We start from the raw sequence: 16,437 nt of genomic DNA on the forward strand, positions 1-16,437 counted from the left end.
CCTTAAGCAACTGATATAACTACTCCAGTTTTCATCTTAATAGCTATACTAATAAATCCAATTATTATAGGAATAATTATTGAAAATACTAATACTAAAACAAACTTTAATAAATCTAATAAATATGATTTAACACTAATTTGGTTTTGTTTTTTTAATAAAATAAAATCTATTGTTTTAAAAATAATATCTATAAAAGGAAATGCTAAATGGAATGTAAAAAATTCAAAAAATGAAGAAATAAATAATATAGTTCAAATAAATAACAATTCCATTAATATAATTCCAAATTGGTCAAACTTATAAATTGCTGTATCAATTGCTGATATAAATGGTAAAGCTATTATTAATAAAGTAATAAACACAAACTCTTTAATACTAAAAGAAAGTATTGATAAATCAGATGAGCTTTTAAAAAACTCTCTTAAAGTTAATGTATTTAAAAATTGGTATTCGATTTTTTTATTATTAACTTTTTTAATACTATTAAAAAATAAATAAAATGCTAAAACACTTAAAATTACTCCAATAAATTGAGCAAATAAAATATATCAAATCCCATTGGTTAAAATAAATCCTACTAATTGATTACTTTCTTGACCAGATTTTCCAAAACCAATAAACACTGCTTTAAAAAAGACAACTAATGGGTTTAAAAATGGAGCTATTGAAGTTTTTGCTCCAATTGAAGCAAATCCATAAGGTAAAAAGAAAGCTAAAGCTGTAGCTATTGTAAAACTAGTTGATAAAAATAACTTATTATGTTGTTTTTTTAATAATATTGCAATTAGTCTAAAAACTAAAACTAAAAAAACTAGTAAAAATACTGCTAGAATTTCAAAACCAAAAACTGTTGGATTAAAAAACGTTCTTAACGCTTCTCCTGGTGTATTTTTTTGTATCATACTAACCCTTTCTAGTGTATATTAACTCCTCTTTTTTATTATAAATAATTAGAAAATTTAATTAGAAATCTTACTATTTCTAATAGAAAATAAAAAGCAATAGCTATTGCTATTGCTATACATATTAAAAAGTAATTAGTTAATTTGATTAATGATTTTTAAAAATTGATCAACAATTTGTTCGGTTCTTGTTTGAATTTGTTTAAAACCCCAAATACTATAAGAATTAATAGAACCAATATTATAGTCTCTTAAATTATCAGATCCATTAATTAAAGGTGATGAAACAATACGATAAAGTTTAGATTTTTTGTCTTCAAATGAATCATTACCTATTTTGGAATTTTTACTTAAATCAATAAGGCATAAATTTCCTATTTTATTTAAATATGTTTTATGCTTATCTATAACATCTTCTTGTGATATCTTTTCATTACTTGCTATATATTTGACTCACTCTAAACTTAAAGTTTTAGGCATTATATGTTCTAATGTAGTTTTTTTAGTATGATTAATTTTTTCATTAGCATTATTTAAAATAGTAGTTTCAACAACATCAATAACACTTTTTGCAATTCACTTAACAGTATCTTTAATATTTAAAAGTGATTCTTTAACTTGCATATCATCTGGAGATATAGCGTTTAATGGTTTTTTAATAGAATTATCTTTTAAAATTTTAAATAAGCCTTTATAAGTTTTTTCTTCTTTAATTATTTGTTCTTCAAATCATGAGCAAAATTCTGAAAGTGATTGACCTGTTCCTTGATAAGACATTAATCTTATAATATGTATTGAAAACACTTTCATATAATTAATAATTGTTGCATTTTCTGATCATTCTTCAACGCTAGTATCAAAGTTTGAAAATTTATCAAATAATGCAAATAATAAACCTATATAAACTCTTTTTTGATCAATTACTCTTATTCATAAATTATTTCCAATATGATTGGTTTTTATTGGTTTAGTGATTGTTAAATATAAAATCAGATATTTTTTTAACTCTTGTAAAATATTAGTTAAACTTCAATTTTTGTCTTTACTAGACTTTATATAATATTTGAAATTTTTATAAATTTCATAAGATGCATATTTTTTATAATTATCTTTTAAGTATCATTTTAAAAATTCTTCAAAAAAGTCTCTAATTACTTTTTCTTTATCTTTATTTTTTCAATCTCCATTTGAAACTAAATTTCAAATGTATTTATCAAATTGTCTTAAGTTTTCTTTTGGATCTTTATTTTGATCTGCTAGCATTATAATATTTTTAACTAAGTCTAGATCATCTAAAGGAACGCCCTTAGAGTTTAAATTTTCAAAAATAGTCATTTCTTCAAATGGATCATTTATTGGATAAATCAATGATGAAAAAATAAACTTATTTAAAAAAATATCTAATAATCTTTTATAATCATCAACATTGAATTTTTTAGAATCAAAAAAATTTTTAATAATTTCATAATTTTCTTTTATTTTTTTATCACTAAAATTTATTTCACTACTATCAAGCTCACTACTTGTGTAGTAATTAATTATTTTTTTAATATCTTCTGATATAGATCAAGTTTCTTGATTATCAAAGCATTTTTCTAAAGTAAATTCTTTGATTTTTAATTCTTTTTCTTTAAAAATTGATTGTTGTAAAATATTTGATTCTTTATTTCTAATTATTTTGCTATTAAAAAAATGAAGTAATAAAAGACAAGTAGTTAATCTTTGTTGTCCATCAATTATTCGATGTTTTAAACCATTGGGACTATCTGTATCAATTGGAGCTGTTGCTTCAGTAATGGTTCCAAAAAAGTGCTGACGGTTATCTAAATCTCTATCTAACAAGTCATTTAAAAGTGAGTGAATATTTTCTTTGCTTCAACAATATTGTCTTTGATATAGAGGTATTTCAACTATTTGTAAATAAGAAAACATTTCTTTAACACTTCTAGGACTAACCTTAATTAAGTGATTTTTCATAATTATTTTTCCTTTTTTATAAACTCATAATTTTCTATTTTTTTAAGACAATATGTTATTAATTCAGCATCTAAACAGACATCTTTTTCTCAAGGAGATACTTCTGCTTTTAAATTTTTAATTTTAACTTGATTAGTTCTTTTACCTTTTAATTTGAAATCTTGATAGTTACTTTCATTAATAATGTTTAAATTTACTAAAAGCGTGATTATTTTACTTTGTCTATATATTGAAACATTCTTATTTAAACTTTTTGAAAAAATGTTATCTGCAATTTGTTTTGTAGATAATTCTTTATTAATTATTTTTCAATTACCATTTACATTTTTAATATAACCAAAAGCAGTTAAAACTAAACAAAACTGATCATAAGTAGCATCACTAGTAAAAATGTCAATTTCTTTATCATTTTCATTCATAACATTAATGTTGTTATTAATCTTGCTACTTGGTGAAATATAAAAGCTATTAAACTCCAAATAATTATCTCTAAATCTTTTCAAATATGATTTAGCATTAGTACCAACTGTATGAAATATAGCATTCTTTATAATTTCTTTAAGTTCTTCTTTAAATTCCATATATTATTTACTTTTCTTATTTAGTTTTATTTTGATTTGATTAATAATATCTTTGATCAACTCACTTGGAATTGAACTTCTTTTTGAATAACTTCCTCTTGCCATATGATCATTGTTTCCTTTATTTCTATTTGTTAGTAGATCAAGTTTTATATTGCTTTTAAAAATAGTTGGTTTTAAAGAAAAATCAATATCATAAGATGAGTAATAAATTTTATTTTCATAGAATTTATTATGAAAATCTCAATGGTGTTTTTGAAAGTCTCAAGTTTTACTTGTTGCTGGATTTTCTATAATTCATATTTTAGGCTTAAAAGTTTGTATTATATGAATAGTAGCTCCTATTGTACTAATTCCTAGTATTCTTCCGATTTCTTTTTGCAAAAATAGTCTTCTTTTAACAGGATGAGCAGTTTTATTATATTCATCGTAGTATTTTTTATTTCTAACTTTTCAAATTGAAGTATCATCTTCAACTTTTTCTGAAGTAGTAGTGATTTTGGCAAACATCTTACCACCACAATCAGCTCCACTTCAACTTTCACATGGTGGAGAAGCTAAGATAATATCTGGTTTTTCTAATTGTTTTAATTGATTTATTAAATTAAAGTTAAGTAATGATAAATCAATTTGTTTATATTTATAATTTTCTGATTCTTTGAATTTTATTTTACTAGGATCGTTGATACCAATAGAATAGACTATAAATTCATTATCAAAGTATTTTTTAATTGCTTTTTGATAACTACTTTCAGCATCATCATATAAAGCTCATATTACATATTTAGATATTGGTTTTTCATTTAGTAGAGAATTTTTGCTATCTTTTTCGCTATCTTCTCCTCTATTGTGCATAGCAAAAACCTCCATATTACCTATAAAGTTAATGATATATATATATATATATGCAAGCGATTAACATAAAAAGATTTAATTTATTCAACAATATAAGTTTTATATTTATAAAAAATTAAAATAAAGTTAAACATTTTAAATTAAGTTATTTAAGATACTGCAATAATCATCAATTTTTAATTAATATCTAAATAAGTATAACTAGAAATAAAAAAGAAAAGCCTAATAGCTATTCTTATACTGTTATTTGAATTTTTCATTATTTTATAAGCATGTTTATAAATTTTTTTGCTAATTTTAAAGTTTTAGTGTTCATACTCACAACTTAATTCATCTTTATTATCTTATGACGCATCGATAAATATTGAATTACTTATTAAATAAATAAAAATTCCCTTGATTATTTAAAAATCTAAGGGAATTTTTCAATTCTATAATTATTGTTTATGTATTTTTATATAGTCTTCAATATTAAATTGTAAAGTTCTAGGATCTCTTAATTTATAAATTAAGTTAGGATCAGCATAACCTTCTTCAATTTCTCATTTATTTAAATTAGCAGCAGGAGCATAATCTCTTAGTTCATTTGATATTTCTTTTTGTGGATTTTTTCTTTTACCTGTTATTGGATCTGTTTGATATACTTTAAAATTAATACCTGCTTTTAATTGTTTAGTTTTTTTATCTTTAATTCATAAAAAGTCAAATGATCCATGAACACCAATGTTTCCTAAATTTGAATAGTTTACTTCAGAAGATTTGTATTTTTTTAGTCTATCTGGACTTAAAAACTTGTTTGAAGCTTTTAAATTAAAATAGTTTTTTGTTAAATAATGTGTTCTATTTGTATATAAGTTAACATGAGCATGTGACATTCAACCTCCATTAGTTGACTCACTTCCTAAATAACCTATAATTTCACCTTTTTTAACTTTAGTTGGTCTATCTATCTGGAGTAAGTGTTGGAACAACTTGAATTGTTCTTTTATTTCCTCTATTTAGTATTGTTCCATTTCTACTTATATGCCCTAATTCTACAGTTTTAGCTTGTCAACCTAATTTTGGATTATTTAAAGTTCTTGATGCATCCAAATGTAAAAATGACATAAAAATATGATCAGAATTATTATTTAAATAAATTTCTTTTTGTTTTGGAGATCAATCTAATGAACTAACAGGAATTTTAAGAACCATTACAGTTCCTACTCCTTCTCTTGGTCTTGTTGTAGTAAATTCATAAGCAGCAATAACTTCTCCATCATATGGCATTAATACTTCTTGATGATCATTTGCAATATAATCTTCACCAATATGCATATATGATGGTGTTTTTACTTTTTCATCATAAAATGTTCTAGAAATACCATAACCTCCAGAAAATAACTCAGAATTAAAACTTCCAAAAAATGACTTATCAATACTTGGTAATATTGTTGCATCTAATCTTTCTGTTGCAAAACTTGGAGCTTTTATGTGTTGTTTTGTAAACTGATTTGTAAACAATAAACTATAATTTCCAACTCCAATATTTTTTACAAGTTTAAAAGAACTAGAATCTAAAAGTTTTAAGTTTAATTCAATACTTGCATTTCTAAAATCTTTACTTGTAATTTTATTAATACTAATATCTTTAATTTGATCACTATAAGTTTTAACTATTAAATTACTTTTATCTAAACTAGATAAATTAGTATTATTTTCAGTATTTGCAATTGTATTAACTTTAACTAAATCAGTTAATTTTATTTTTTTTCAAAAACTATCATTTCAATCAAAACTAAATTTAGAAAATAAAGAAAAGCCGGCTTGGAAATTATCTTTTACATTTTCTTTTTTATTATTAACACCAACTCTTATTTTTAAATTAGCTTCATTTTGTTTTAAATTAGCATCTTTAAAATCAACATCTTCTAAAGTTAATTTAAATTCAAAGTTTTGATATTTTTTTTCAATTTCTTTAAATTTAGATTCATCAACATTAAACATTTCTTTTAATTGTTTTGAATCTAAATCATGAATTGATCATTTCTCTAATAAATCTTTTTTAAATTTATTATTATTTAAAGTAACTTTTAAATCAGTAGATTTAAGTGTTTTTAATTCTTCAAAAGCTTTTTTAAGTTCTTCTTGTTGTTTAACAACTTCTTCTAAGCTTTTAATTTTAGTTTGCTGTTTTTCTTTATCAGCTTTTAGTGTTTCTAGTTGACTTTTAGCTTTTGAAATAGCATCTTTAACATACACTTCAATAGTATGTTCACTATATAAACCTTGTTGATATTTGGCTTTATTATGTGAAGTTAAATTAAGTCTTACTCTAATAGGAAAAACAATGTTAAAACTATTATTTACATCTCTTCTAACATTATTATAATCAATACTAAAAGATAAACGGTTAATTAAATTACCACTATAATGTAATTTATCTTTAAGAATCTTTTTAAATTCTTGTTGATTAAATTCCATATATTTAGTCATATAATTATCTAACATCATATCTTCAAATAAAACAGTTTTACTTGAAGCACCATCTATTTTATAGACAATTAAATTATCAATTTGATTATTAGTAAAATATTCATTAATTTCAGATAAAATGTTGATTTGATTATTAGTTTCAAATCTTAATAAATCATTATTATTGAACTTAGTTTTATTATTTAAATTTAAAAATATTTCTGAATTTTGATTAGTAGTATTTCTATTAGTACAACTAATAACTGTAATTATTGGAGCTGTTGATAAAATAGTTATAAAAGAAAATAACAAACACTTTTTAAATTTCAAATTTTTAAAAGATCAATTTTTCATATATCTCCTTATTAAGAAACACTAATATATACTCCAGATGCCATTTTTATTAATATTGCAAAAAATGCTAGAATCATTGGAATAATAATAGTTAATATTACAACTATAAAAAACTTAATTAAATCTTTATAATAAGTTGATTGTTGTTTTAGTTGCTTTGATAATTTCAAATAACTAATAGTTTTAAAAATAATATTTATTAAAGAAAAAAATAAATGAAAACAAAAGAAATTTACAAATGATGAAGCAAAAATAATTACTCCAACAACTAGTCCTTCAATTAGTTTTACTTGAAAATCATTAGTTTTATAAAATGCTGTATTTGTCATACTTATTAAAGGTAATAACAGCATTAACATCATAATAAAAGCAATTTCTTTTATTGTGTATCATTTTAAAGACAACTTATCATCAAAACTAACAATCATACTAATTTTTAAATGATTAATATTATTTTCTAAATCGGTTTGATTAATTTTTTTAATTAAAAAAAATAATCCAACAAACAAACTAAACCCTAAAAATCCACCAATTAATTGACCAGTTAGAATATATGGTATTCCTTTTCATAAAAGAGAGCCAATTAAAGTATTTGAGCTATTTAAAACTTGTCCACTATTTGCTAAACCCTTTAAAACACTTAAATAAAAAACACTTAAAGGATTTAAAAATGGATAAACACTAGTTTGTGAGGCTATACTTGAAAAAGCTCAAGGCAAATAAAAAGCTAATAGAGTTGCTATAGTATAACCTGATGATAAAAAGATTTTATTATGTTGTTTTTTTAAAATTACAGCAAATAATTTTCATAAAAAAACTAAAAATATTAATGTTGCTACACTTAATATTTCAAAACTAAAAACGGTTGAGTTAAAAAACGTTCTTAACGCATTTCCTGGCTGATTTGTCATTTATTTATCTCCTAAATAATAAAATAGTTTAAACATAAAAAATTTTATTGAAACAACAATAAAATTTTTTTCTAGATTATAGTTTATTAAAATATCTAGTTATTTTCTGATTTTTTTATTAACATATCTAGCAATTAGATTTATTATTAATATTGCAAATGTTGCAATTCATACATAACTCATAGCTAATCTTGGATAAAATGCTTTTGTATCTAAATACTTAGTAATTAAGTGTCCAATATATAATTTATCACTAGCTAAAATATAATAAGTAATTGATGCTCTAAATATTAATTCAAAATAAAAAATTGATAATGAGATAAATTCAATTTTAATTGCGGGCAAGACATACTTTAAAAATATTTGATTATTACTATATCCTTGGATTTTTAAATTATTAATAATTTGAATATTTAAATTATCAACTACTTCAACTAATTGTTTTGCTTTACTTGAAGCTTGATGTAAACTTACAACAATAATTACTAGTGTTAAAGCATTACTAAATATTGGATGAAAAACATAAAAATAAACTATAGTTGGAATTAATCTAATTAAAACATTTAAACTTCTACAAATAATTACAATAAATAAATTATTTAATCTTATTGATTGTAATCTAATACCTATAATTGCAATAATTATGCAAATAAACATAGCAACAATTGTAAACTGTAGTGAATTTCAAATTAAAAGAATTGGGTTATTTTCAATATGTTTGTTAAAAATACTAAAACTAGCAAAGTTTGGGTTTAACAAATTATTAAAAAATGATTTAACATAATCTAAATTAAAGATATAAATTGGAATATTAATAAAAGTAATAATACTTATAATAGTTAAGCTAATAAAAATTAAACTAATAATAATTTTATTAACATTTAGTTTTTTAGATAATCGTGTATAGTATTCAAATTTAGTTTCATTTTTTTGCTTATAAACTTTAGATCGAGCTTCAACTAAGTATTTTTTAAATAAATAGTTTAATAATTCTAAAACTAAAATAAAACTCATTAATACTAATAAAGGTATACCTAGCTGATTAAAATTTGCAGTGTTTTCACTTCCATAAACTATTAATCTACCTATTCCAGGTAAACTTAAAGCTGCTAGAATTGAAGCTCATCTAATGTTTGATTCAAATGAAAAAATGAATAATGCAATTACTCTATTTTTTATTCTTGGATAAATTTCTTTAAAAAAAGCTTTAAACTTTGAATTACCTTGACTTATTGAAACATAATATGGCTGTAAATCAAATGAATTTAACATATCAATATAGTATTTATGTAATCATAATCAAGTAAATCAAATATAAACTAATAATAAACTTAAATCGTTTCTAAAAGTTGAAGTTATCAGAATAATAAAGATCAATTCAGGCGTACTTCTTAAAATTAAAATTACTATACTTATTAGATAAGATAAAAATTTATTATTAACTTTATCAAATGATAAAAAACTAGTAATAATAGCTAATATAAAACCAATAAAAGTTCCAGTTAAAGCTAGTTTAATTGTTATTCATAATAATCTAAGTGTATCTAAAAACAAATTAGTATATTCATTTGAAATATAACTAGTATCTAAAAAGTTTTTATTTTCAAAACTAAATAGTAAAGCTAATTTTTTAGTTACTTGATAAAAGTTATCAATATTAATAAGACTTGCTTGATTATAAAAACATCAACCTATTAATAATAAAACTAAAAGTATTAAAAGGTTAAAATAGATTTTATGAAACTTTCAACTTGTTTTTGTATTAGTAATTCTGTTTATATAACGATATTTAAAGAAATTAGATTCTTTAACTAAAAATGGCTTTTTATAATTTTGTCTAATTGCCATTGGTTTATATCCTTAGTTTTTTTATCAAGCACAATTTGCTTATTATCAATTGCTATTACTCTATCAAAATATTTTTTAACTAGACTAAGATCATGAATGTTTACTAAAATAGTTTTATTTTGTTCTGAAATATTTTTAAGTATTTTAAGTACTTCAATACTAGTTTTTTTATCTAAATTACTTGTTGGTTCATCTGCTAAAATTAACTCAACATCTTTTATTAATAGTTTTGCAATTTCTACACGTTGTTGTTGACCACCAGAAAGTTCACTTACTTTAAAAAAAGCTTTATCTAAAATATTTAATTCATCTAATTTTTCAAAAATTGTTATTTTTTGTTTTTTAGTTAATATACTAAAAAACTTATAAAAACTATTTTTATATTTACTAGTTGATCTAATAATGTTGTTATAAACATTATCAGTATAAATAAGATTTGGAGTTTGTGTTAGAAAACCTATTTTTGAAATAAAATTACGTTTCTGTTTTTTATTAAATTTTAAAATGTCTTGATCAAACACTTTTATCTGACCATTTACTGGTTTTAATGAATTAATTATTATTTTAAATAATGTACTTTTTCCAACTCCAGATGGACCAATTATAGCAACTAGTTCACCTTGAAAAATATCTAAAGTAATATTTTCTAAAACTAAATCACTTTTATTATTATATTTAACTAATATTTCTTTTAACTCTATAACCTTTTTCATCTATTTTTGTTTTTCGATTTTATCAATATTTGTTACTAAATCTTGTTTTGATTCAGCTTGTACTTGTAATTTTACTAATTTTTCAAATAAGTCCATACTTAATGGCATAAATTTGTTATATCCAGTATAAATTCCATAAGTATTTTCTTCTAATGTTAATGAATGTAGTGCTTTTGAAAGTAATTCAACTTGTTTGTCTAATAAACCTTTTCTAGCTAAAACAACATCATAACCAGCTGGATTAGTCATTGTTAAAGTTCTAACTATAGCACCATTTTTATCTTTCATGCCATTAACTGCTGGTTTTGCTGCTGGAGCTGGCGCAACAGGTGCTGCTGTGGCAGATGTAGTAGCGGCAGTCATCATAGCTTTTCCGCCATTCATTGTATTTTCAGTTGGTTTAAAATCAGTTGGTTTATATTTTTCACTTTTTTCTTTTGATTTTGTTCAGTTGTAAGAACCTTCATCATCAAATCCTATTCTTGGAACAAGTTGAGAATTACCCTGCTTTTTACCTAATTGAGCAGATACTTTTTGTCCTTTAACAATGTATTGTTCGTATTTCTTACCTTCTAAATCTTCTTTAATTTCTGAAACAGTCTTATTAAAATGACGTGCAAATAATGCTACTTGATATTTATATCCACCAGCACTACTTGTTTTTTCATAAACCACACCATTTTTAATGAATTCTTCTCAATTTTTACTTTCTCAAGCTTTGATTATTTTTTCTCGATCTGCTTCATTACCCGCTATTAAAACAGCACCACGATATACGTAAGTTAAATCACCATTTTTGTAGAAGTTAGTGTATTTTGATCCATCAAAATGTAAGGTCTTACCATTTGTATTTTTACCATCTTTAGATTCTTTAGTATATCATTCAGGATATTCACCATATTCTAATCATTTTTTGTTATTTTCATCCGCTAGTTTACGTAGTGAATCTTCTTTCATTCCATCTTTATAGAATGTGTTATCTCCTGATTGTCAGTTAAACTGTAAAGTTGCAGCTTGAGAAACTAATTTGAAAGGCAAATCTTTTTTTAGAGTTTTTTTATTAACATCTCAAACATTACTTAAATAGTATGAATAATTAGCAATATAAACATCATTTTCAGAGTCATTTTTTTCCAATTTTGAAAAGTAAGTTTTTTTGTCAAAGTCAACTTTGATATCAAATTTAACATCTTTAAATTTTTTAGTTGCTTCATCTTTGTTTTTTAATTCATTAAATTTTTTAGTTAATAATTCTATGAATGCTTTACTTTTATCTCCAGCAGTTACAGCACCAGTATTATAATCTAAGTTACTAAAAAATCCATCATTAATTCAAGAGTTATTGATTGTTATTGTAGTATCTCAGCTTTCTTTAGTTTGACAAGCAACAACAAATGAACTTATAGAACCAATAGAAACAGCTGATAACATTGTTCCTAATGCTACTTTTAATCTATTTGTATACATTCTTATCTCCTTTTTAAAATAAGGGAAAAATAAAAGGTTATACCTTTTAAGGGCATAACCTGTAAAAAATCTCTAGCCACGCATGAATTACCATGATCTGCTAATAGGTATAATCTCAGCCTTTTACAGCACCCTTATTTGCTTTAATTATACTTTAATAGATCAAATAGTTATATAAAAAAATAATAAATATTCAAACATTAAAAAAATTAAAAAAAATTAAATAGTTAAAACTACTTTTTAATACTAAATTCTTTTGGAATCTCTTCTTTTAAAACATATTTAAAAATATATTCTCCAACTCCACCTTGATCTGCAGTTAAACTAGTAACATCATCAGCTGCATTTTTAACAATCTCTAGTTTTGAATTTTTCATAGCAACTCCAGTTCCTGCAAATTTAATAGCTTCTAAGTCGTTTTCTCCATCTCCAAAAAATAAAATTTCTTCTGGTTTTATATTTAATTCTTTTGCAACATATTCTAAACCATAACCTTTATTAACACCAATTGGATTAATTTCAATATTTTCTTTTGCATTTGTTACATAACTAAAAGAAAAAGCACTAAAACCTAGATCTTCAACTTTTTTTCTCATTTGTCTCATATTTTCTTTTTTACCAAAACAAATATATTTAGTAATTTGAGCTTCTAATTTTTTATTAGGTTTATAAGTTTTTACTACTCTTTGAGCTCTTTTTTTCATTCATCAAAAAAATATAGATATTCCTTTATTTTTATAAGCAATATTTTCATTAAGTGTATAACAAAAAGCATGAGCTTTATGTTGTTTTATAATACTAAAGATTTGATCCACTTGTTGAGCTGCAAAGTTTTTTGTATATCTAATCTTTACACTACCATTTTTCTCATAACTAAACACTTGTCCACCATTTTGACTAATAAAAGGAATAGAAGTATTTAATAAATCTAATTGTTTTGCAATAAATCTAGTAGTTGTTATAGTTCTTCCTGTTGCTATAACTATTTTTATTCCTTTATCTTTAGCTTTTTTTATAGCAAGTTTAGTTAGTTCATGAATTCCGTTTTTTCTAGAATACACTGTTCCATCAATATCAATAGCAATTATTTTATACATAAAAACTCTCTTTTCTATTATTATGATTATAACAAAATCAATTATTCTAATATCTTGATGAATTTTAGTTTCTTAATATAAGGAGTTAATAAGTAATATAAGAACTTTTATAATTAATTTGAGGTGAAATAATGAATAAGTTTAAATCTGAGTTTGATAAACCTTTTAATAGATCAAAAACTCATGAAAGAAGATGGTGTAAAGATAATATTAAACAATTTTATTTATTAGATGATTATGATAATTTTTTAAACTGTTCAATAGCTGACACTAATTTTAAAACTCCAAAAGTTATAGTAAATACAATTAAAAAAATCGCTAAACAACAATCTTATAGTTACACTTGTAGTATTGAAAATAGTCTAGATGCTATTCAAACTTGATATAAACAATTACATAATATTGATTTAACTACTAATCAAATAATTCTAGGTCATGGAACTATTAGTGCTTTAATACAAGCTGTTCAAGCGCTTACTAATGTAAATGATAATATCTTAATTCAATCTCCCGTTTATAAACCTTTTTATAATGTAGTACAAACAAATAATAGAAATGTAATAGATAATCCATTAGTTTATAAAGATCATAATTATGAAATTGATTTTATTGATTTTGAAAATAAAATGAAAAAACATAATGTAAAAATGTTTATTTTATGTAGTCCACATAACCCTTCTGGAGTAGTTTGAAAAGCTCAAGATCTTTTAAAAATCATTGAGATTTGTAATAGGTATAATGTAGTTATTATTAGTGATGAAGTTCATGGAGACATTGTTTTAAAAGATAAGTTTTATTCTTTATTAGAATTTGAAACTAAAAATAATAATTTTATAGTAGTTAGTTCTCCAAATAAAATGTTTAATTTAGCTGGATTAAAAGGTTCTTATTTAATTAGTAAAAATACAGATATACTAGATAAAATTAAACAACAATATTTAATTAATGGATTTGGACTATTTAATTCTTTTTATCAACAAGTTTTAATTAGTGCTTATACAAATAAAGAAGTTTTAGATTGAGTAAAAGAGTTTAAAGAATATATTTATAATAACTATTTATATTTAAAAGAAAATCTTTTAGATAAATATAAACAACTAGATTATATAGATCTAAAAGCAACTTATTTAGTTTGAATTAAGTTTAATCATATAACTGTTGATCAGTTTAAAGAAAATTTAAAACATCAAAATCTAATTATTAATTTAGCTTCTGATTTTTATACAAATGAAACTGACTGATTTAGAATAAATATTGCTTGTCCTAGATCTGAATTAATACAATTAGTTGAAAAACTAAAAATCTGTTTAAAATTAAATTAGGGGGTAATTATGAAAATAATTAATACTGAAAATGCTCCAAAAGCAATCGGACCATACAGTCAAGCTATTAAAATTTGTAATGGTACTTTATATTTATCTGGGCAATTAGGATTAGATCCTAAAACTATGCTTTTAGAAAATAATATTGAATTACAAACAAAAAGAAGTTTAAATAATATTTATGAAATTTTAAAACAAGCAGGATATGACAAAACTGATGTAGTTAAAACTTTAGTTTTATTAAAAGATATTAATGATTTTTCATTAGTAAATAGTATTTATGAAGAATTCTTTGAAGAGCACAAACCTGCTAGAAGTGCTTTTCAAGCAGCAGCTCTTCCAAAAGATGCTTTAATTGAAATAGAAGTAATTGCTTATAAAAAAGAAACAAATTGTTGTTTAGATAAATAATAAAAATGCAGATCATTATAGGTCTGCATTTTCTTATTTTTTAGATTTAATTTTAGATAATTTATCTTTAATTTTTTCTTTAGATTTAAAGTATAAATTCTTTGTTTTGTCAGCTGAATTTAAATAAAAATTCTTTAGATTTTTACGATAATAATATCCAGTTCCACCCGCTATTCCTAGAACTGTAAAAGTACCTAAAACAACTCCTGCTATAACTCCTGCACTTGGCGAATTTGGTTTTATTATAGTGTTTGGTTTTGCTGGAATTTTGTAAAGGTTATTATCATTTTTAGGATTTTCAATCTTGTCTTCTTCTAGTGATTCATTTTTTTCTATTGTTTCATTATTTATTTCAGAATGTTCTGGTTTTTTAGGAGCTATTGTATTTTCTGAATTATCTGGTGAATCTGCTGGTAGTGGTGAAGAATTTGGGATAGAATCAGGTTTTGAAGATTCTTCAGTTGGTTTTTCAGGTTTTATAATAGGTTTTGATTCTATAGAAGGTATTTTATATGTATTATCCTCTAAGATGTTTATTTTTTTCGAATCATCTTTTTGTTTATCTTTAGTAATTTCATTTAAATTATTATCTGTGTGTGGGCTTTCTAAAGCCTCATCGGCTTTAGGTGATAATATTTCTTCAGTACTAATCTCAGGTTTAGCTGCTTCTGTCTTTTCTAGTCACTTAGGTTGATAGTCTTGATCAAGTCCAAAATCATTATTATTAACCTCAGTTTTCATTAGTCATGAATTCAAATTTTGCTTAAATGCTTTTGCATCTTTAAACATTTCTTTCATATTTTTAATTTTTTTAAGCTTAGGTCCTCACTCTAATGGTTTATTTCCATTATTAAACTTTGTAGAGTTTAAAAACATTCGTTCCATATTTGTAACGTTTGATACATCTCATGATGATAAATTATGATTAAAATTTTTAGAATATGCAAACATTTCACCCATATCAGTGACATTTGAAGTGTCTCATTTTAAAATAGCATCGTTGTTAAATCAAGTCGTATTGTAGAACATACTATTCATATTTGTTATTCTTGATGTATCTCAATCTACTGTTCAGATTATATTATTTGTTCTTGCTTGAAAAGCTCCCTTCAAACTAGTTATTTCTGTAGGTAATTGTGCAGCAATGACTTTAACAGTTGAAGGAATTTGTTCTATTCTAACTTGTTTTTCAAAATTATCTCAATAATAACCAATTTGAGTTAGTTTTTCACCTTGATATTTGTGTGATTTTTTTTTAATTTGTTTATTTATTTGAATATTATTCTCACCATTATTTTTATTAACTAGTATTATTGAAGCTGTTATTAAAAATACAGCACTACAACTAGTTAAAATGGTTAATATTTTTTTCATTAAGTATTCATTCCTTATTTATCTTTTATATTGCAATTGTTATATTGCAATTGTTCATTATAGTTTTTTTTTTTTTTTTTTGTCAAGAGTAAATATTAATTAGTGTTTAAAATTTATAAAACGTATTGTGAAATTACAAAATATAAATTGGAGAATAAATGATAATTA

At 22.8% G+C, this 16,437-nt stretch carries 12 protein-coding genes and 1 pseudogene; 2 read left to right on the forward strand and 11 right to left on the reverse strand.

Translation table 4 applies throughout. The features are described 5' to 3' along the window. Positions 1-2: 2 nt before the first annotated feature. From MSB_RS03660 to MSB_RS03705, 10 genes and pseudogenes are all read right to left on the reverse strand, one after another. Positions 3-905: an MAG4940 family membrane protein gene (locus tag MSB_RS03660; protein WP_013447998.1), complete on the reverse strand. Its 903-nt coding sequence runs from the start codon at positions 903-905 to the stop codon at positions 3-5. A 135-nt stretch (positions 906-1,040) separates the two neighbouring features. Next, complete coding sequence (locus tag MSB_RS03665; RefSeq protein ID WP_013447999.1) at positions 1,041-2,882, reverse strand: DUF262 domain-containing protein; 1,842 nt, start codon at positions 2,880-2,882, stop codon at positions 1,041-1,043. A 2-nt stretch (positions 2,883-2,884) separates the two neighbouring features. Next, positions 2,885-3,463 (reverse strand): hypothetical protein, encoded by a 579-nt coding sequence (locus MSB_RS03670; protein WP_013448000.1) that lies wholly within the window; start codon positions 3,461-3,463, stop codon positions 2,885-2,887. 3 nt (positions 3,464-3,466) lie between these two features. Next, positions 3,467-4,333, reverse strand: a complete 867-nt coding sequence (locus MSB_RS03675) for a hypothetical protein (protein ID WP_041362482.1) — start codon at positions 4,331-4,333, stop codon at positions 3,467-3,469. A 422-nt stretch (positions 4,334-4,755) separates the two neighbouring features. After that, a pseudogene (locus MSB_RS03680) lies at positions 4,756-7,126 on the reverse strand (MSC_0775 family lipoprotein). An 11-nt stretch (positions 7,127-7,137) separates the two neighbouring features. Next, positions 7,138-8,037 (reverse strand): MAG4940 family membrane protein, encoded by a 900-nt coding sequence (locus MSB_RS03685; protein ID WP_013448004.1) that lies wholly within the window; start codon positions 8,035-8,037, stop codon positions 7,138-7,140. 99 nt (positions 8,038-8,136) lie between these two features. Beyond that, complete coding sequence (locus tag MSB_RS03690; protein ID WP_013448005.1) at positions 8,137-9,885, reverse strand: ABC transporter permease subunit; 1,749 nt, start codon at positions 9,883-9,885, stop codon at positions 8,137-8,139. Next, entirely contained in the window at positions 9,849-10,598 is a 750-nt protein-coding gene (locus MSB_RS03695) for a phosphonate ABC transporter ATP-binding protein (protein ID WP_013448006.1), read from the reverse strand. The genes MSB_RS03690 and MSB_RS03695 overlap by 37 nt, the downstream gene beginning before the upstream one ends. Then, positions 10,599-12,065 (reverse strand): ABC transporter thiamine pyrophosphate-binding lipoprotein p37/Cypl, encoded by a 1,467-nt coding sequence (gene cypl / locus MSB_RS03700; RefSeq protein WP_013448007.1) that lies wholly within the window; start codon positions 12,063-12,065, stop codon positions 10,599-10,601. A gap of 233 nt (positions 12,066-12,298) precedes the next feature. Then, the gene (locus tag MSB_RS03705; protein ID WP_013448008.1) at positions 12,299-13,162 is read right to left on the reverse strand and encodes an HAD family hydrolase; all 864 of its coding nucleotides are present in this window, start codon (positions 13,160-13,162) and stop codon (positions 12,299-12,301) included. Positions 13,163-13,293: 131 nt separating this feature from the next. Here MSB_RS03705 and MSB_RS03710 point away from each other — a divergent pair, with 131 nt between their 5' ends. Both MSB_RS03710 and MSB_RS03715 read left to right on the forward strand, forming a co-directional pair. Beyond that, positions 13,294-14,484, forward strand: a complete 1,191-nt coding sequence (locus MSB_RS03710; protein ID WP_013448009.1) for a MalY/PatB family protein — start codon at positions 13,294-13,296, stop codon at positions 14,482-14,484. 9 nt (positions 14,485-14,493) lie between these two features. Continuing rightward, a complete protein-coding gene (locus MSB_RS03715) occupies positions 14,494-14,895 on the forward strand; it encodes a RidA family protein (protein WP_013448010.1) in 402 nt (133 codons plus the stop codon). Between the two features lie 33 nt (positions 14,896-14,928). Here MSB_RS03715 and MSB_RS03720 read toward each other — a convergent pair whose 3' ends face one another. After that, positions 14,929-16,269, reverse strand: a complete 1,341-nt coding sequence (locus MSB_RS03720; protein WP_013448011.1) for a BspA family leucine-rich repeat surface protein — start codon at positions 16,267-16,269, stop codon at positions 14,929-14,931. Between the last annotated feature and the right edge of the window lie 168 nt (positions 16,270-16,437).

It is taken from the genome of Mycoplasma leachii PG50 (genome assembly GCF_000183365.1).
Lineage (GTDB): Bacteria > Bacillota_I > Bacilli_A > Mycoplasmatales > Mycoplasmataceae > Mycoplasma > Mycoplasma leachii.